Below are 18,785 nucleotides of genomic sequence, written 5' to 3'. Positions count from 1 at the left end.
TTTCCGTCTTCATATTAACTATTTTTTTCAATAACTACAAAAAAACCTGCTGTGAATAAAGATGGCTGTTTTTTTGCTAAAAAATTAACTAATGAGCGTATACCTAGCCTGGTCATATATCCAGATAATGGAACTGTATAGAATCTAAAAGAACGGTCATCAATAATAGTAAAACCAGCAGTGTTAAGCATTTTTTTATATCCTGAAAAAGTAAAAAAACGTAGGTGAGGATTATTCCATTCATCACTGTCTGGGAAGAAGTTATGTACATCAAGATCTGAACCCATCAATATCCTTAATCTACCAGTAAAATTCAAATGATTAGGCACATTAATAATTGCTTTTCCATCCTTTTTAAGAATCCGTTTTATTTCTGACATTAGGTTAAAAGGATTAATTAAATGTTCCAAGACATCAAGGCATATAATCCAATCTTGAGAGTTATCAGGAAAGCTTAATTTATCTTCTAAATTAGCTTGAACAACATCTAAACCAAGAGATTTAGCTGCATGAACGACATCCGACAAGCCTTCTACTCCTTTCACAATGTTATCTTCTTTAAAAATCTCAATATTTTGACCTAAGCCACAACCTAATTCTAGGACTTTACAATCTATAATATCGTATTTATCTTTTAAAAGAATTAGCTCATTAATAATATGATTTCTGCTGTTCTTGTCTCTTTTAAGTAGCTCTAGTGAGTAATTTATATTCATAATTATTTTCTTTGTTATTACTAATTGTTCAATTTGCTGGCTAGTTTTGTCTGTGGTAATAAATGGCATTAATTATCCATATTGTTAATTCTTCTAACGCTTTGCTAATAACGTATAATTTGAAGGTGAATTATATCTAGGGTTTAGCTTATCAAGCATAATTCCAATACAATTAGTAATTATGCGTAAAGGTAGAAGCCATCTACGTGATAAACGCAAATTTATGGATAATAAAATTTGCGCCCAATCTCCACCGTCTGGTTTAATCTCCCATTCAGAGAAACCCGCTTGGCGTAATAAATTTTCAAACCCATACTTCGTAAAACGATGAAAGTCATAAGGCTCTTCATGTAAAGGCCAGTAAAATGGGCCTGTCAAAATTAAAAATCCACCTGGTTTTAATACACGATAACATTCTCTGACCATTGCTTGTGGGTCGGGAACATGTTCAATTACTTGGGTAGTAAAGACAATATCTACAGTAGATGTATCAACAGGAATATTAACTGCATCACCTACTATATCTGGAGAGGAATCATCTGTTGTCCGATCCAAACCTTGGTAATAGCAACTCTTAAATAAATCAGCATATGGTTTATTACCGCAACCAACATCCAATACAAATGGTATGTTTTTAGATGTTTCTTGTAGTGCTTTTGCCGCAGCCCATTCAATGTTCTTCCACAAATAGTAATTTTGCAAATAATCGGATCTCCAAATCTTCAAATCTCTAGATGCAAGTCTTCTCTGATTCATAGCTTTATTCCTAACTTATTACGAAACTCTTTTTCTGATAAATAAGAAATCAAGATAATGCCAATTGAAAATAAAGTGGCATTATATATGTTTATTAAATTAATTCCTAGACTATTGCAATATAAATAAACTAATATTGTTAAGAATATTGCTACATAAATACTAGAGCCTTTAAAAAGCGATTTTCCTACTTCATAAACAAGTTTATTTGTTATCTCTGACATATAGAATAGAAAAATCCAAATGCCTAGCCAAACTACTAATGCGTAACTCCAGGCTAAACCAGTAGGACCGATTAAAAGAATAAATATGCCACCAATCACAAATTCTAAGACCGTCCAAGTTATATTGGCTATGGCAAATGTACGACCTCCTTTGTCTACCATTAGCATAGCACCTACTGGAGTTATTGCAAGCCCAGGAAACATTCTTGCAATAAGTAAGGGTAATAAGCCGATAGCAGCCGACCATTTACCATTCAATAAGTTTTCGTTAATACTTGGGACCGCAATTAGCATAACAACTAATATCGGACCTGTCAGTAAAGTTAATAACTTTATTTGATATTGACAAACTCGCCAACTTTCATCAAAGTTTTTTGCTTGTGCAAACATGGGTATGGATATTCGTGCCGAAATTTGAACAAATGCTTGGGATGATATGGAGCATAGCTGTAATCCCCAAGAATAGTAACCGACCCAAGCTTTTCCAAACATTACTCCAACCAAAATAATATGTAAGTTATCACGTATCAATGAAGCTGCTGTTGCACTCTGCAACCAACTACCCTCAGCCAGCAAATATAAAATTGCTTTGAATTTAGTCCAAGAAGGGATACAAAAGCTAGATTTATAAAATGAATTTATTAAAGTTATTCGGAATAAGCGACCTATCAATAATCCCCAAATAAATGAGTATATACCTGTGTTTATATAGAGAATCAATAAAGCTGCAATGCCTTTCTCAAGAACCATACCTATTGATTCAACCCAAGCTATCTTCATGTACTCAAACTTACGTTCTAATGCTGCCGTAGAAATAACCATCCACGGATAGGAAAGTAAGTAGATGCCACCAAATAAAGCCAGAAAGCGATAGTCTCTATTAATATCGGGAAAATAGTGTCCTAGAGGTTGCCCCAGAAGAATCATCATAATTACTAAAAACAAAGAAGAAGACACCATTAAAAATAATAGAGTTCCCTCTTCATCTTTACTTAGATTATTAGCTGATTTTATAATTGTATTTTTTAGCCCCCCATCTAAGGCTAACGTTCCAAAGCTTCCTATTGCTAATGCTATTGAGTAAAGTCCAAATTCTGATGGTAGTAGTGACTTTGAATAAACAAAATAAGATAATCCAGTAATTAAAAAAGCGATTATATTAGAACCAAAAAGACTAATAACGCTCCGAGATACTTGTTTAGAAGATGAATTAGAATTCATAAATATAATGAACCACAGGAGATAATGTACCACAAGAGCTATTTAGCTTTAACATTTTAGAGCGATCGCACTGCGAATAAACCAGTTTGTACAGCTATTATACAATTTAAGGTGTTATTGCTTAGTTAAGCCATTCTCAACCAGCCAAATACATCATCATCAGTTAATATTAACTCTATTCCTACTAATACGGGTAGAACACCGTTTCTTTTCATCGATATTGGTTTGGTGATTCTGAATATCGCAATAATTCCCCTAAGTTTATCAATTGATTTAAGAAATGACAACTTTTTTTTGAAATTTAATTTACTTAGCATGAGCCAATTTTCATTTTGGGCATATTTCCTGGCATAAATAACTAACTTTGTCCAAAAACATAGTTAAGTCCGGCAAATAATTTATCTAAATTAGATATACTATACTCTTGGATATTTTGAATAAAATTCTGTTCTCGCAGTTGTCCAAATTCCCATATTTTACCATTAGAAACAATACCATATAATAATTGTTCCCGTTGATTATTTATCTTCTGAGCGGCAATTAATTCGGCTAAACATTGTCCCCAACCTTCCTCAAAGTTGTCTTTTTTAGCCTCTACTAATATTAAATAAGGAGACTCAAAAACAATTTTGCCTCTAGGCGATCTTTTAGCAACAATATAATCAGGGATACCTGATAGTCTTTCATCAAAATTTAATGGCTGATGACTCCATATTAATAACTTATCTTTATACTTTTGCCAAATTTCAATTAAAATAGGAAAAATAACTCCTTCACAAATAGCATACTCTGAGTTAAATACAACTCCTTCCCGTAAAACCAATTCAAAACGATTACGAAAGTAATCATCAATCTCTAAGGGATTTTCTTGGATGAAATTCTCTTCTTGATAAGTTAAAGGAAAATCCCCTAAGACTTGGGCAATATTTTTGTACTGATTATAAGACATGATTTTGCTCTTTGGGGAGTATGGTTTGTATGCCGGGTTACTTCATTCTAGATCTTGTCAATGGTGATTTTAGAGAAATTCTTGATAGTTTTTTCGATTCTACTAGAGTTCATGGGGATTTATTCCCTTTGCCAGTAATTGTGCCAGCAACTTCTCCATTCTCTGTTGTTCTTGTGCTAGTAATAATTCTGCTCCTTCTGCTCTTTGTAGAGCCTCTTGAGCTTGCTGTTGTGCTTCCTGAGCTTGCTGTTGTGCTTCCTGAGCTTGCTGTTGTGCTTTCTGAGCTTGCTGTTGTGCTTCCTGAGCCAGTTCATGCTCCGTAGGTAAAAGAACCCCATCCAAAGTTGCCCACCGACACCAAACAGTATCGGCATAGCCAAACACCCCCGACCACTGCACTAAGGCTAACCCTAACTGCTTACTAACCAGTCTATTTTGGGCATCGGGAGTTATCGGCTCATAACCATCACTGCCCATACTAAACCCAGCAAAATCACTGGGATTAAAGGGATCAAACCAGAAATACTCTGGTACTCGCAGCCGTTTTTGGTAAATTTCTTTTTTCTCTGTTTTATCCCGCGACGCGGTGCTTGCAGACAGTAACTCTACTACTACATCTGGACTTTTACCCTCTTCCCAAGTTACCCAGCATTTACGCTCACCTTTGGGAACGTCTAGCACGGCAAACATATCTGGACCGCGAAAATCATGATTTTTTAATTGATGGGGGCTAAAATAAACAAACATATTTCCGCCCACAAAGGCATCTCTATCGCGTAGCCAATATGACAAAGGATCAACTAGTAAATCCATTTGCAGTTTATGGCGGTAAGTCTCCATGGGAATGCCATCATCGTAGAGTAATTCGTCTTGTGTCGGCGGCTTAACAAAATCTGGTGATAAACTATCTATCTGTGGGTTATTTAGTTTAGACAATGTTGATTCAGTCATATATCCTGCGATGGCATCCCCATAAGGACTAATTTAACATTGGTGGCGAGGAGATAACTTCTCTAAGGTATTGCTTAATTAAGCCATTCTCAACCAGCCAAATACATCATCAACAGTTAATTTTAACTCTACTCCTGCCAATACAGGCAGAATATCGGTTTTTTCCATTAGTATTGGTTGGCGATCGCACAAAAATACTAGAATACTTAAATCATCAGGATCAAGAAACCATCCTAATTTACATCCATGCTCCATACAATACAAGATATTGCCAATCACTTTATTTGATTTCTGTTCAGGAGAGAGAATCTCAATCACCCAATCGGGAGACTGTTCAAATCTATCTGGGACTTCTCCACTGCTAAGGAAAGGAATATGTTCCCATGTGAAAACTGCTATATCAGGAACAATTGAACGATTACCAAAGCTACACCTGAGTTCAGGAAAAGCATAGGCAATTTTTTCAGATTCACTCACCAAATTAATTTCGCTGCTAAGTTTCCCTTGCAGTCGGCTGTGTCTTCCTTTAGGCATGGGTTTTTGAATAATATCTCCAGCCAAGAACTCTGACGCAGGCTTGGTCTCCGGCATCATTAAGAACTTTTCTAATGTAATATCTTTTGTAATATCTTTTACGGCACTGATGGTCATATATTTATGATTGGGGTAGCCGACTGTGGAAATCGTTTAAGGGAACACCAAAAAATAAGTTACCCTTTTCGGCGTTGCTGATTAAGGGTATGAATTTCAGTCTCACGCAAAGGCGCAAACGTAAGATTTTTAAAGGTTCAATTTGGAAATTTCATACCTCGATTCAGCAACGCCCCCTTTTCAAACATCCTCTAAGAGAACTCCACAAAAAAGATGAACTGCTTGTATTATTAGCAGGCAAGATGCCTGCACTACAAGAAATTTTGGGATATTTTTTTATTGGAAGTCTCTAAGATTCTTATCTTATCCAATATATTGCTTAGTTAAGCCATTTTCAACCAGCCAAATACATGATCAACAGTTAATTTTAACTCTATTCCTGCCAATGCAGGCAGAATATCGGTTTTTTCCATTAGTATTGGTTGGCGATCGCACAAAAATACTAGAATACTTAAATCATCAGGATCAAGAAACCATCCTAATTTACATCCATGCTCCATACAATACAAGATATTGCCAATCACTTTATTTGATTTCTGTTCAGGAGAAGGAATCTCAATTACCCAATCTGGGGACTGTTCAAATCTATCTGGGACTTCTCCACTGCTAAGGAAAGGAATATGTTCCCATGTAAAAACTGCTATATCAGGAACAATTGAACGATTACCAAAACTACACCTCAATTCAGGGAAAGCATAAGCTAACTTCCCCTTTTTTGTAATCTGATTAATTCCATTACATAATTCGTACTGTAAACAACTGTGTCTTCCTTTAGGCATAGGTTTTTGAATAATATTTCCATCCAAGAACTCTAATGCAGGCTTGGTCTCCGGCATCATTAAGAACTTTTCTAATGTAATATCTTTTGTAATATCTTTTACGGCACTGATGGTCATATATTTATGATTGGGGTAGCCGACTGTGGAAATCGTTTAAGGGAACACCAAAAAATAAGTTACCCTTTTCAAACATCCTCTAAGAGAACTCCACAAAAAAGATGAACTGCTTGTATTATTAGCAGGCAAGATGCCTGCACTACAAGAAATTTTGGGATATTTTTTTATTGGAAGTCTCTAAGATTCTTATCTTATCCAATATATTACTTAGTTAAGCCATTTTCAACCAGCCAAATACATGATCAACAGTTAATTTTAAATCTACTCCTGCCAATGCAGGCAGAATATCGGTTTTCTCCATCAGTATTGGTTGGCGATCTCAGATATTGTTTCGAGGGTTATACCATAATTAGACACAGCTTTCCCCTGCTTCGGCCTTCTCAGTTATGAGCGGGTTGCGAGGGAGGAACTGAGATCAAAAGACCATCAAAGCTCAACTCCTAAAACACAGATAATTCAAGTTGTTTTTCAGGGGTACTAAGTAGGTTAGCATTGAAAACCGTCGTTATGGCAAGGCAAGGGGCAAGCCTTACCGCACATTAGCTTGCGATCGCTTCTCCTTATTTACTACTTTTTCTCCGTAATAATCCTTGTACTTGTAATAACCTCCATAACCATTTTCCTCACTAATACCATTCACGACCATTCCTAGAGTAAGCACTTTCGCCTGCTCAAGTAATGATTTGGCAGATTTCACCGCTGAATATTCCACAAGCCCAGGACGGACAACCAGCAATAAGCCATCTACGTACTTGCTAACAATCAGGGGATCAGTGACAGCAGTTAATGGTGGCGTGTCAATAATTATAAAATCATATTCATGCCTTGCTTCTTCAATTAAGTCAGCCATACGCTGGGAATCCAAAAGTGTGACTGGGCTGGGTGGAGTTCTTCCTGCTGGTAATATATGCAGCTGGGGAGATACTTCCTGGACAGCATTTTTTAACTGCACCTGACCAGCTAGGACATTGCTTAGTCCCAATAAATTATGTATTTCCCAAATGCTTTGTTGACGGGGACGACGCATATCGGCATCCACTAATAGCACTCGTCGTCCTGGCTGGGCGGCGGCTGCTAAGGCTAAATTTGCCACCACGAAAGATTTACCCTCTCCAGGTATGGAACTAGTCAGCAAAATTACCCGTAATTCTTTGTCAGATAGGGTGAATCCCAGGTTAGTCTGAAGCATTTCAAAGGATGTACTGACTGGTGAATAGGGGTTATTCAACATAGGCAATTCTTGCCGACCTTCCTGGGGATTCTTGGGATTCTTTTCAATATATTGGGGGATAGTTCCCAGTAAAGGAAAGCCCAACAGCCGATTGGCTTCTTCAATATTTTTGAGGGATTGATTCATGGATTCCAACACCAAGGCTGTTCCTGCACCCAAAATAATTCCTAAAAATCCGCCTAGTGCTAAGTTGAGGGGAATTTTGGGAGAAACGGGACGCTCAGGAACTAAAGCCTCAGATATAATCCGGGAATTACCGACATTCTGATTCTCCAATACTTCAATGAACTGGAATTGCTTGAGGAGTTCTTGATAAGTGAGTTGTGCTACGGTTAACTGCCGCTGTAGCTGTAGTTGTTGTTGTTCCAGTCGAGGCAAACTATCCAAACGTCTTCTGTTAACTATAAATATCCTTTGCAGTTCCTCTAGTTGTTTTGTTAATGCTAACCTTTCTACCTCTGATTTGACAAGGTCTTGAGTTAGTGATTGTTTGAGTTCTCCTATGTGCAAGTTCTCTTTGGGTAGGGATTCGGAACTACCAACTGTCTGGGTAATTCGCTCTTTGAGTACGTTTTTCAGGGATGCCTCTTTCATGACTAAATCCACGACTTTTGGATTGTCATTGGTGTAAAGACTTCGTGCTATTGCTAGTTCAGATTGTGTTTTTTGGTATTCTGTAAGTACCTGTTGTACACCAGGGGATTGACTTAAACTACTGAGATCAACGGCCTGTTGCGTACCCAATTTCATTTCATTCTGTAAGGCTACAGAACGAGTCAAGACCGCCGCTAATTCCCCTTGGCTTTTTGTAATTGCTTCATCTAATTTTCCTAGAGATTCTAAGCCGGTTTTGGCTTCTACATCCAGAGCGACTACTCGATTGTTTTCTTTAAACCTACGCAGGTTCATTTCTGCTTTTGTAACTCGTTTCTCAACCTCTGGTAATTGCTTAGATAAAAATTCTCGCGCTGATCTAGCTTCTGTACGATTGGTGCGAACATTACTCTCTAGGTAATATTTCATGATGGAATTTACCACCTTGGCTGCTTCCTGGGGATTTGTACTCCTGTAAGAAAGCTGCATGACATCCGTACCTCGGATAGTTTTCAGCTTCAATTTTTTGAGAAAAACTTCTAAGGAAAGCTGTTTGCCTTGATCATCAGTTAACTTCAGGGTGGTAATAGTTTTGTTAACAATGGGGTAGGAACGAATGATTTCGGATTCTGTATCTACTGGGTTGCTGAGGTTTGTCAGTGCGCCCAGTTCTCCCACTTGTTGGGAGAGACTTGTGAGTGATGAAGCACCACTTTTTTTAGTGAAAACCAATTTCCCTTCTGACTCGTAAACTGGTTTTGTTGAGTAAGTGACAAGGGCTGCGACTCCGAAGACAAGAGCAAAGACAACTGAGGCCATGGGCCAACGTCTTTTGAATATTAGCCAGTATTGTTGGATATCAATAGAGGAATCTTGGTCTTCTTGGTTAATGGACATAAATTAATTCAAGAAAATATACTAAGTATAGGACTTACACACTGGACAAATTGTAGATTATAGGACTTACGCACTATACAAATTAACCATGATGTGAATGAACGAAAATCCGTCGTTTCAGGCTTTAGGCGATTAACTTCTGTTCAATAGCGAACTGCTTGCAGCAGCGCTTCGCTATCGCTCAAAAATAATCAAAAAATCACGTTAAAATGCCCAAAACCCATACCTCATATTTGGTTGATCCTGTCAATGCGTAAGTCCTAGATTATCTGTTTGGACAAAAACTTCAATTATTCCACGTTTTGGGCGTTTAACTTTTGTAAAATAGCGATCGCCTATTAGGCAGCTTAATCACACTTGATAACATCAAACTCAGTAAACAATGCTCTTTTCTCACTATTTGACAAATTGAAGAGTTTTCCCAGTTGCACCCCAGGAAGTCTAATCGAATAGGTTCATGAAACTCTGCTCAGTAAAACTTTGCTTCTTTCCCAAGCGAGAAAGCTAGAGATGATATTATCTAGGTTATTATACTTGGGTTGCCAATTCAATACCTGTTTGATTTTTTCTGCATCAGCGGTAACACAGGCTGGATCTCCAGGACGACGCGCCACTTCAATGACGGGAAAATTTACTCCAGCAATTGTCTTGACCCGTTCCACAACTTCTCTGACACTATAACCTTTTCCATAGCCACAATTAAGAATTTGACTTTCACCATCCTGTTCTAGATAGCGTAACCCATCAACATGGGCTGCGGCTAGGTCTTCAACATGGATATAATCTCTAATTCCTGTCCCATCTGGGGTAGGAAAATCATTGCCAAATATCTTGAATTCTGGTTGGCGTTTCAGGGCTGCATTACAAGCATTGGCAATCAAGTGAGTTGCATTGCTTGAGTTTTGTCCGATTCTACCGCCGGGGTCTGCTCCGGCGACATTGAAATAGCGGAGAATTACATACCGCAGACGAGATGCCATTCCGTAGTCTTGAATCATCCATTCGCTCATCAGTTTGGAGCGACCGTAGGGGTTAATGGGCAGGGTAGGAGCAAGCTCTGTGACGGGATTTTCTTTAGGTTCGCCGTAAACCGCAGCTGTGCTGGAAAATATCAATTGCTTAACCCCCATGATACTACAGCAACGGAGTAAGTTGAGAGTGTTCCGGGTGTTGTTGGCGTAGTAATCAAGGGGCTGGGCAACGGATTCTGGTACAACTAGACTGGCGGCAAAATGCAGCACTGCACTAAATTGATGTTTGCCAAAGACTTGGTAAAGGCGGTCTATATCTCCTAAGTCGCCAACAATTAGCTGACCATGAAGTACAGCTTGTGCTACTCCTGTAGAACAATTATCATATACAACCACATCATAACCAGCTTCACCTAGTTGACGCACCACGTGGGAACCAATATAGCCGGCACCTCCTGTGACCAAGACTTTTTGATTCATCTGCCTTTACCTAATAAAACAACTCTGATGGTTTTCAAGACTATGACTATGTCCAACCATAAGGAATAGTTTTTGATGTAGTAAAGGTCGTAAGATAGCTTTTCATAGGCATCTTCTAGGGAAGCTCCGTAGGCATAAAGCACCTGGGCCCAACCAGTAATTCCTGGTTTGACTAGATAACGCATTTCGTAATAGGGAATTGCTTCTTTGAGCTTAACATCAAATTCTGGCCTTTCTGGACGCGGACCAATCAGACTCATTTCTCCACGCAAAACATTCCAAATTTGGGGGAGTTCATCAATTCGCAGAACTCGTAGCCAATATCCTACTCTGGTAATGCGGGAGTCCCGTTGACTTGCCCATTGTGCGCCTCTCTTTTCTGCGTCTTGATACATGGAACGGAATTTGTAAACCCGAAATGGTTTACCATATAATCCTGTTCGTAATTGGCTATAAAAAATTGGTCCTGGACTATCTAATTTGATGATCAGTCCTACGAGTATCATGAGTGGCGACACCAGCACAGACAACAGACCAGTGACGATTATATCCATAATCCGCTTGATTTTGAGTCTGTCACCACAAAATACGAGGTTAAACCCACTACTAAAGGCAAACCACTCATCCTCAAGTAGAGATGAGGGAAGTTTGTAGCATAGAGTTTCCCAAATATCAGGTAGACGGTACACGGGAATCCCTTTTAGTCGGAGTTGCATGAGACTCTGCACTTGTTGATCAGAGAGACTGATTTGAGTTCCTACTACCACTCCCGATAAGGGTTGATGACTCCAATAAGATAAGTCATTGAGAGAGCCTTCATGACTTAATTGGGGTTCGATTTCTGCTAATTCAGGGATATGTTGACCTGTTTCCGTCAGGATCACTAATCGCCCCAATGGATTTTGGGTTAAGAACATTTGGGCAAATTTTATGGCATGATTGTTGGCTCCTAGCATTAACCACCGACTTTGTTGGGCTTGCGATCGCCACCAATTAAATGCCCATATTCTTAAGATCATTGCCCAGATAGTAAAGATTCCCAGGTTAACTAGCAGTATACTCCGCATCCCAACTGGATTACGTTCCCAGTTTCCTGATAGATTAATTAACACGGAGGTTATGATGGCAACTATTAAACTGCTGATCAGGATGCGAGTCGGAGCTTGTAATCCAGCAATTTCTTTCTCTGGATGGTATGTATCTAACAAATACATTCCTGTTAAAGTCAGTATTATGAATCCATATACCAATGGATCAAATCCTGTCAATGGATGATCCAAAGTCCCGTAAGAACTAATTCCTAGACAGACAAATAGGCCAACAACATCTCCCATCATCAGAAATAGAGAGATCAAGCGTGGGAGTTTTACTAACTTAATAGGGACCCTATTAGTCTCAAATCCTATCTCTAGCATAAGTGTTTTTTTGTTAGCTTCGCTTGTAAAAACATAAACTTGTAGCAATGCTTCCCCTGGCTCTTCAGTTAATTTATAAACGAAAAGAGTCTAAACGGGATGATGTACAATCGTAGAAGAACAAGCACTATCTTGGATAAATATTCCCGAATGCACATACTTTACTACAATGTGAGATTTGACAACAGTTGGTAAGTAAATTTAAAATACGTTTACCTAATGTTAAACACTTAATCAGGACGTATTTAATCAACCGCCATACTCAGTTGCATAACTATTAAGCGTTGGAGTTGAGACTCAGTGATAGGAAGCGGGACAACATAGGATTGATTCCGAGACGCATCAAGCTAAGTATCATCGCGGAATGTGGAAGATGGTTGATAAAATGTCTTTTTGTAACAGGAGGATCTAACTTTTATTTTTGGCTGACATTTTTTGTTCAGTAATTGATGATGACGTTTAAAATACGGAATATGTAATGAATGCTCCATTTTAATCGAAAATTTCCCCATTGCCAATACCAAAAAATAAATAATCAAACATAACCTATGCTGAATATTCCCAAAAGTTTCTTTGATTTCACCCAAACTCCCCATAGCGGCTATCATTGGGATGGGAGCGATCGCCGTTTTTTTGAGGGCTGGTATTACCGCGTCACACTGCCCGAAATTCAGCAAACAATCGCCTTCATGTACTCCATCGAAGACCCAAGAGGCAATCTGCCCTACAGTGGCGGAGCAGCCCAAATCCTGGGTATAAATGATGAATACCTTTGTCGCACTTTTCCTGATATCAACAAATTTTGGGCAAGTCGGGATATTTTGGGATTAGGACATTGGGGAAAAACCAACTTACAAGTTTCACCTCTGTATCTTATTCCCAGTGAATTTGCACACCATATTCAAGAAGGCTATCAAGCCACAGCTACCTTAAACCAAGGCATAATTACAGATCCTACCACTGGTAATTATTGCCGATGGGAGTATGCAATTCAACCCATGTACGCATGGGGGAATCAAAATAGTCCTCAGCAATCAACCGCCGGTTGGTTATCATTTTCTCAGATATTTGAACCTGGTTGGCAAATTTTAATGGCTCATGGTTTAGCGAGTGGTTGGATAGATTGGCATGGTAAAATTTATGAGTTCACAAATGCCCCAGCATACGCGGAAAAAAACTGGGGTGGTGCTTTTCCCCAAAAATGGTTTTGGCTAAATTGCAATGCCTTCATCAATCAACCAGACTTAGCTTTAACAGCCGGTGGCGGCAAACGTGGTGTATTATGGTGGATGGAATCAGTCGCCATGATTGGTATTCACCATCAAGGCAAATTTTATGAATTTGTTCCCTGGAACTCACAGGTAACATGGCAAATTCAACCTTGGGGTAGATGGCAAATGCAAGCCAAAAACCTCAATTACGAAATTGAACTAACAGGGACTACTAATCTTCCCGGTACACCCCTCCGCGCACCCACGACTAATGGTTTAACTTTTTGTTGTCGAGATACCATGCAAGGGGAAATCACTTTAGAATTGCGAGAACTTAATAGCGGCAAATCTCAAGTTATCCTGACTGCAAGTAGTAATCTTTGCGGGTTAGAGGTTGGCGGTGATGATTGGGATGATTGTTGGCGATCGCAATAAAAATGCTGCTATTATGATATTTACGTTATCCTTGGGGTTGTAGCTCAGTTGGATAGAGCGAGCGCCTCCTAAGCGCTAGGCCGTGCGTTCGATCCGCACCAATCCCATTTGTATTTGTCATGTAGCTGCACTTTGAATTAAAGCGCAACTACAAAGCAGCTATTTTTTAGGTAAATTAACCACATTTTTAAGTCTCACGCAAAGGCGCAAAGACGCAAAGGAAGAAAGTAAATACATGAAAAATGCTGTAAGTTTACTCCAATTTAGCGTGAGCAGCTAAAATAATTCTTTCTGTTTCTTGCCAATTGATACATTTATCTGTTACGGAAACACCATATTTTAAATCTTCACGATTCCCTGTAATTACTTGACTACCTTCATGCAAATTCGATTCTAGCATCATGCCTACAATGGAATTATTACCATCCACTATTTGCTGAATAATATTTTCAAACACCAGAGATTGTAATCTGTAATCTTTATTAGTATTACCATGACTACAATCAACAACTATTCTTGGTGATAAGTTAGCTGCTTTTAATTGTTCCTCTACTAATTGAATATTGTCGGCATCAAAATTAGGCTGATTTCCACCACGCAAAATTACATGACCATGAGCATTTCCTCTAGTTTGAAATACACTCACTTGTCCCTTTTGATTAATACCCAGGAAATTATGGGGGGTTTTTGCTGATTTGAGGGCATTTACAGCAACTTGAATATTACCGTCAGTGCCATTTTTAAACCCTACTGGCATAGATAACCCACTAGCCATTTCTCGGTGTGTTTGCGATTCGGTTGTCCTTGCACCAATTGCAGACCAGGAAACCAGTTCGCTTATATATTGAGGGATGATTGGATCAAGTGCTTCTGTAGCAGTTGGTAATCCTAAATCTGTCAACTTTAATAGTAAGTTTCGGGCAATCAAAATTCCTTCTTCTACATGGAAAGAATCGTCCATTTTGGGATCATTAATTAATCCTTTCCAGCCTACAGTAGTTCTGGGTTTTTCAAAATAAACCCGCATAATTAACAGTAGTTTATCCTGAACCTTTTCTGCTAAACTTAGCAACCTTTCTCCATATTCTATCGCTGCTTTTGGATCATGAATTGAGCAAGGACCGACTACAATGAATTTACGTCGATCTTGAAAATCTAAAATATTTTCTATTTCTTGTCTGAATTTTAAAATTGTATTTTCAGCAGTTTTAGTTAAGGGTAATTTTGCCTTAACCTCATTAGGAGTTAGTAAAACGTGAGAACTCTTAATGTTAGTATTAATTAATTTGTTGATCATAGCAGAAATCTCTTGATTTGTGTTTACAGTAGTAATCCTACCTAAATTATTTGTGAACTCGGTTTTTATTCTTGTTACCCCTAAAGTAGTTAGTTAGAAAAACAAGTTGCACAAATTAGCCAAGATTACTATATGCAAGGGTAGAATATATTAATATACACAGTTTTGTGAAAAAATACAAGATAAGTCCGTGTTATTTCCATAACATTTAGACATAAAACAATAATTTAATGTTGCCAATCAGGGAAAAAGCTCATATCCCCAACTTCTCTAAGTAGTTGGGGATGTTTTGATCAATTACCAAATGTAGCAATTTTACTCAATTGTACCAGTAGTTACCAACATATAACTTAATAACCAATTTGCTGCTGTTGCTCTGCGAGTTTGTCGAGGACCAAATTCACCAATTTTGTAACCTTTAAAACCGAGTTTCTCCTTGAGTATCTGTTTATTTTCTTGGGGAATAGAACGAGTTAATTTCATGATTGCTGGACGAGAATCAATGAAATCCGGTGGTTGTGGATATTCATCTCGCCATGTTGGTGCTACTTGACTATTATCCCAAGTTTCTGTAATTGCATCATAACGATAACCTAAGTGATACCATAATAATTGGTTTACAGTAGTATCATCAATTGTATCGTTAATAATTGCCCAAATTGTTTGTGTATTTAGCGGTGGAAGATTAGACATGATTTTAAGAGAATAGGAAGGAATAGTTGACACTCTCATCCCTAAAGGGAGTGAGATTCTGCGGACAGAATATACTTAGATAACAAGTAGTCGGACAAAATTAAATTCACTCGTTGAGAGAGGGAACAGGGAACAGAAAAATCAGTTGTGTAATTAATTCTGTCCCATTACTTACCCAAAGGCATTTGGAAGAACTTTTGATTGTTAATCTTCCCCATATTGGTTTTCTATGATATGTCTGAGCTATCAAAAATAAATTCAGTAGTTATAAAGTTGCAGGAGTATGGTTTACGCCACACTACGCTACGCTATCAGAGTGAACTTTTTGTATAACTGGCATAGGAATAGAGGTAGATAAATCATTTTTCGTATAAAAACATACTTAGTTGATGCTAATCTCCTAACTTCTGTTTAGTAAGATTGCCATTCTAGCAACGCGAAATTTTGTCGCAACGCTAAATTATTAGTTATATAAAGAAAAATCAATCGTTGTTCCCCACTAATTCATCGGCTATTAACTCACTACCATGCGTGCAATTGCTACCATTGATCCGAATCCCCTACTTCAAAGCTGTGGTTTACCCGCATTTGCGGCTATTAAATCGGAGCAGGTCGAACCAGCTTTTAGTCATCTGTTGGCAGAACTAGAAAAGCAATTAATTGACTTAGAGGCAAATATAGAGCCTACTTGGAGCGGTTTAGTAGAACCTCTAGAAAAATTGACAGAAAGACTAAATTGGAGTTGGGGAATACTGAATCATTTAATGGGTGTAAAAAATAGTCCAGAACTACGTATTGCCTATGAAAAGGTACAGCCGCAAGTAGTTCAGTTTATGAATGTCCTGGGTCAAAGTCAACCTATTTATAATGCTTTCAAGGCGATTCGGAATAGTCCTACCTGGGAAACTTTAGATTCAGCCCAACAGAGAATTATCAAAGCTGCAATTCGGGACGCAGAATTGTCTGGTGTTGGATTAGAAGGAAAAGATAGAGAGCGTTTTAATAGCATTCAGATGGAATTAGCAGAACTGGCAACCAGGTTTGCTAATCACGTTCTAGATGCGACGAAAGGCTTTATTTTAGTTCTCGCCACCCCTCATGAGATTGATGGCTTACCAAGTAGCTTGTTGAGTCTTGCAGCCCAAGCTGCTCGTGCATCTGGAGAAGAAAATGCCACCCCGGAACATGGACCTTGGCATATTACTTTAGATTTTCCTAGTTATTTCCCATTCATGCAGCACAGTACCCGGCGGGATTTGCGGGAAAAACTCTATAAGGCTTATATTACCAGAGCATCTTCCGGGGAATTAGATAATAATCCTTTGATTATCCGAATTTTAGAGTTAAGAAAAGAACTAGCTAAATTAATTGGCTTTGAAACTTTTGCGGAACTGAGTTTGGCTAGTAAGATGGCTAAGGATATTCCCTCTGTCGAAAAGCTATTAGAAGAACTCCGTCAAGCTAGTTATAATGCTGCTGTCAAAGATTTAGAAAAACTCAAAGCTTTTGCGAAGGCGAAAGGAGCAGCAGAAGCCGAAAATTTGCAGCATTGGGATATTAGCTTTTGGGCTGAACGCCAACGGGAAGAAAAATTTGCCTTTACGGCTGAGGAGTTACTTCCCTATTTTCCCCTGCCTCAAGTTCTAGATGGGCTATTTGGGCTGGTAAAAAGGCTTTTTGGGGTGACTGTGACACCTGCTGATGGTCAAGCCCCAATATGGCATGAGGATGTTCGTTATTTCCAAATTGCTGATGAATATGGTGAACCCATTGCCTATTTTTACTTAGATGCTTACAGCCGTCCTGCGGAAAAGCGTGGTGGTGCTTGGATGGATGCTTGTATTCACCGTCGCAAAGTTACAGAAAATGGTTTGACTACTGTTCGCCTACCTGTAGCTTATTTGATTTGTAATCAAACTCCCCCTGTGGATGGTAATCCGAGTTTGATGGCTTTTGATGAAGTTGAGACATTGTTCCATGAATTTGGACATGGTTTACATCATATGCTAACCAAGGTGGATTATCTGGGGGCAGCAGGTATTAATAATGTTGAATGGGATGCGGTGGAATTACCGAGCCAGTTTATGGAAAACTGGTGTTATGACCGTCAAACCTTGTTTGGTATGGCAAAACATTATGAAACGGGAGAAGCATTACCGGAACATTATTACCAAAAATTGTTGGCGGCACGTAATTACATGAGTGGTTCAACTATGTTGCGGCAACTGGATTTTAGTAGTGTGGATTTGGAGTTACATTACCGCTATTGCCCTAATAGTCAGGAAACTGTGACAGATGTGCGACAGCGAATTGCTAAGTTAACGACTGTGTTACCACCATTACCAGAGGATGCTTTTCTGTGTGCTTTCGGTCATATTTTTGAAGGGGGTTATGCAGCGGGATACTATAGCTATAAATGGGCTGAAGTTCTCAGCGCTGATGCTTTTGCTGCTTTTGAGGAAGTAGGTTTGGAAGATGAGGCTGCAATTCAGGCGATTGGCAGACGTTACCGAGATACGGTGTTAGCACTAGGTGGCAGTCAGCATCCAATGGATGTCTTTAAAACCTTCCGGGGACGAGAACCCAGTACCAAGGCTTTACTCAAGCACAATGGGCTGCTGGCTGCTGTGTAAGTGAGGAATGGAAGGGATGAGGGAATGAGGAGAAGAGAAGAATATTTATCTGGAATTTTGCCTCTTACCTCTTGCCTCTTGTTGGTCACATGACAATTTCTTCCCGTTGGCAATCAAAGAAAAGCTCAAAAACAGTGTTAGGAATCATCTGACGGATGTGCTGAATATAGCCTTCTGCGTCAGAACGACTGCGAAAGCGGGAAACAATTACTTTTTCTTGTTCGGTAACGACACGGGCTACAGCCCAACCATTCAGCCTTTTTTTGTAGGCGTTATCTTCTCTTGCTGTGGGTATGGCTTGATTTTCTGAGGTGATATTTTTGTAATCCGTATTTTGTGGCATGATTATTTTATGCGTATTAATTTGAGTGAAGGACGTTAGTATGTCTTTTAGCTAAGGATGTACTAGCGTCTTTTATTGATGATGCCACCTTGTTATTACATATTTTCAAAGTTGTCAATACGTGATGCAACAATTTATCTTTTAATAATGTTTAGTTTTATTTAATGCCGATGAGTATTTACTGAATAATTTAGTGTTTAGGCATACATAAGAAATTAAAA

The 18,785-nt window shown here is 38.7% G+C and carries 15 protein-coding genes and 1 tRNA gene; 3 read left to right on the top strand and 13 right to left on the bottom strand.

The features are described 5' to 3' along the window. Positions 1–14: 14 nt before the first annotated feature. The 10 genes from IQ226_RS02910 to IQ226_RS02865 form a co-directional block, all read right to left on the bottom strand. On the bottom strand, positions 15–785 hold the full coding sequence (locus tag IQ226_RS02910; protein ID WP_193891873.1) for a bifunctional 2-polyprenyl-6-hydroxyphenol methylase/3-demethylubiquinol 3-O-methyltransferase UbiG: 771 nt from the start codon (positions 783–785) through the stop codon (positions 15–17). A 24-nt stretch (positions 786–809) separates the two neighbouring features. Beyond that, a complete protein-coding gene (locus tag IQ226_RS02905; protein WP_051424356.1) occupies positions 810–1,472 on the bottom strand; it encodes a class I SAM-dependent methyltransferase in 663 nt (220 codons plus the stop codon). Then, positions 1,469–2,917: an oligosaccharide flippase family protein gene (locus tag IQ226_RS02900; RefSeq protein WP_027402938.1), complete on the bottom strand. Its 1,449-nt coding sequence runs from the start codon at positions 2,915–2,917 to the stop codon at positions 1,469–1,471. Before IQ226_RS02900 ends, IQ226_RS02905 begins: the two co-directional genes overlap by 4 nt. A gap of 358 nt (positions 2,918–3,275) precedes the next feature. Next, positions 3,276–3,866, bottom strand: a complete 591-nt coding sequence (locus tag IQ226_RS02895; protein WP_193891871.1) for a hypothetical protein — start codon at positions 3,864–3,866, stop codon at positions 3,276–3,278. 102 nt (positions 3,867–3,968) lie between these two features. Further along, on the bottom strand, positions 3,969–4,817 hold the full coding sequence (locus tag IQ226_RS02890) for a Uma2 family endonuclease (RefSeq protein WP_193891868.1): 849 nt from the start codon (positions 4,815–4,817) through the stop codon (positions 3,969–3,971). Positions 4,818–4,895: 78 nt separating this feature from the next. Next, positions 4,896–5,468 (bottom strand): Uma2 family endonuclease, encoded by a 573-nt coding sequence (locus tag IQ226_RS02885; protein WP_193891864.1) that lies wholly within the window; start codon positions 5,466–5,468, stop codon positions 4,896–4,898. Positions 5,469–5,791: 323 nt separating this feature from the next. Then, positions 5,792–6,364, bottom strand: a complete 573-nt coding sequence (locus tag IQ226_RS02880; protein ID WP_193891861.1) for a Uma2 family endonuclease — start codon at positions 6,362–6,364, stop codon at positions 5,792–5,794. A gap of 529 nt (positions 6,365–6,893) precedes the next feature. After that, complete coding sequence (locus tag IQ226_RS02875) at positions 6,894–9,086, bottom strand: polysaccharide biosynthesis tyrosine autokinase (protein WP_193891857.1); 2,193 nt, start codon at positions 9,084–9,086, stop codon at positions 6,894–6,896. Positions 9,087–9,541: 455 nt separating this feature from the next. Continuing rightward, the gene (gene galE, locus IQ226_RS02870; protein WP_193891855.1) at positions 9,542–10,537 is read right to left on the bottom strand and encodes a UDP-glucose 4-epimerase GalE; all 996 of its coding nucleotides are present in this window, start codon (positions 10,535–10,537) and stop codon (positions 9,542–9,544) included. Next, a complete protein-coding gene (locus IQ226_RS02865) occupies positions 10,534–11,952 on the bottom strand; it encodes a sugar transferase (RefSeq protein WP_193891852.1) in 1,419 nt (472 codons plus the stop codon). Before IQ226_RS02865 ends, galE begins: the two co-directional genes overlap by 4 nt. Positions 11,953–12,500: 548 nt before the next feature. Between IQ226_RS02865 and IQ226_RS02860 the strand changes: the two genes are divergently transcribed. Both IQ226_RS02860 and IQ226_RS02855 read left to right on the top strand, forming a co-directional pair. After that, the gene (locus IQ226_RS02860) at positions 12,501–13,598 is read left to right on the top strand and encodes a tocopherol cyclase family protein (RefSeq protein ID WP_193891849.1); all 1,098 of its coding nucleotides are present in this window, start codon (positions 12,501–12,503) and stop codon (positions 13,596–13,598) included. 33 nt (positions 13,599–13,631) lie between these two features. After that, positions 13,632–13,705, top strand: a tRNA-Arg gene (locus IQ226_RS02855). Positions 13,706–13,851: 146 nt separating this feature from the next. On the opposite strand, the gene IQ226_RS02850 is transcribed toward IQ226_RS02855, so the two are convergent. Then, positions 13,852–14,895, bottom strand: coding sequence for a 3-deoxy-7-phosphoheptulonate synthase (locus IQ226_RS02850; RefSeq protein WP_193891846.1), 1,044 nt, complete (start codon positions 14,893–14,895; stop codon positions 13,852–13,854). Positions 14,896–15,210: 315 nt separating this feature from the next. After that, positions 15,211–15,588 carry a DUF1823 family protein gene (locus IQ226_RS02845; RefSeq protein WP_193891930.1) on the bottom strand — a complete coding sequence of 126 codons (378 nt, stop codon included), beginning with the start codon at positions 15,586–15,588 and terminating at the stop codon, positions 15,211–15,213. Positions 15,589–16,115: 527 nt separating this feature from the next. Here IQ226_RS02845 and IQ226_RS02840 point away from each other — a divergent pair. Then, complete coding sequence (locus IQ226_RS02840; RefSeq protein ID WP_193891843.1) at positions 16,116–18,221, top strand: M3 family metallopeptidase; 2,106 nt, start codon at positions 16,116–16,118, stop codon at positions 18,219–18,221. Positions 18,222–18,306: 85 nt separating this feature from the next. On the opposite strand, the gene IQ226_RS02835 is transcribed toward IQ226_RS02840, so the two are convergent. Beyond that, on the bottom strand, positions 18,307–18,564 hold the full coding sequence (locus IQ226_RS02835) for a hypothetical protein (protein ID WP_193891840.1): 258 nt from the start codon (positions 18,562–18,564) through the stop codon (positions 18,307–18,309). Positions 18,565–18,785 lie beyond the last annotated feature (221 nt).

Origin of the sequence: Dolichospermum sp. LEGE 00240, from assembly GCF_015207875.1 — a bacterium.
Lineage (GTDB): Bacteria > Cyanobacteriota > Cyanobacteriia > Cyanobacteriales > Nostocaceae > Dolichospermum > Dolichospermum gracile.
This window is presented reverse-complemented; position numbering and strand designations above follow the sequence as displayed.

Bases quoted from the DNA above. Each gene is read 5' to 3' on its own strand.
- IQ226_RS02875 (WP_193891857.1), bottom strand. From the start codon at position 9,086: ATGTCCATTAACCAAGAAGACCAAGATTCCTCTATTGATATCCAACAA.
- IQ226_RS02895 (WP_193891871.1), bottom strand. From the start codon at position 3,866: ATGTCTTATAATCAGTACAAAAATATTGCCCAAGTCTTAGGGGATTTT.
- IQ226_RS02860 (WP_193891849.1), top strand. From the start codon at position 12,501: ATGCTGAATATTCCCAAAAGTTTCTTTGATTTCACCCAAACTCCCCAT.
- IQ226_RS02885 (WP_193891864.1), bottom strand. From the start codon at position 5,468: ATGACCATCAGTGCCGTAAAAGATATTACAAAAGATATTACATTAGAA.
- IQ226_RS02840 (WP_193891843.1), top strand. From the start codon at position 16,116: ATGCGTGCAATTGCTACCATTGATCCGAATCCCCTACTTCAAAGCTGT.
- IQ226_RS02910 (WP_193891873.1), bottom strand. From the start codon at position 785: ATGCCATTTATTACCACAGACAAAACTAGCCAGCAAATTGAACAATTA.
- IQ226_RS02850 (WP_193891846.1), bottom strand. From the start codon at position 14,895: ATGATCAACAAATTAATTAATACTAACATTAAGAGTTCTCACGTTTTA.
- IQ226_RS02900 (WP_027402938.1), bottom strand. From the start codon at position 2,917: ATGAATTCTAATTCATCTTCTAAACAAGTATCTCGGAGCGTTATTAGT.
- IQ226_RS02905 (WP_051424356.1), bottom strand. From the start codon at position 1,472: ATGAATCAGAGAAGACTTGCATCTAGAGATTTGAAGATTTGGAGATCC.
- IQ226_RS02880 (WP_193891861.1), bottom strand. From the start codon at position 6,364: ATGACCATCAGTGCCGTAAAAGATATTACAAAAGATATTACATTAGAA.
- IQ226_RS02865 (WP_193891852.1), bottom strand. From the start codon at position 11,952: ATGCTAGAGATAGGATTTGAGACTAATAGGGTCCCTATTAAGTTAGTA.
- IQ226_RS02890 (WP_193891868.1), bottom strand. From the start codon at position 4,817: ATGACTGAATCAACATTGTCTAAACTAAATAACCCACAGATAGATAGT.
- galE (WP_193891855.1), bottom strand. From the start codon at position 10,537: ATGAATCAAAAAGTCTTGGTCACAGGAGGTGCCGGCTATATTGGTTCC.
- IQ226_RS02845 (WP_193891930.1), bottom strand. From the start codon at position 15,588: ATGTCTAATCTTCCACCGCTAAATACACAAACAATTTGGGCAATTATT.
- IQ226_RS02835 (WP_193891840.1), bottom strand. From the start codon at position 18,564: ATGCCACAAAATACGGATTACAAAAATATCACCTCAGAAAATCAAGCC.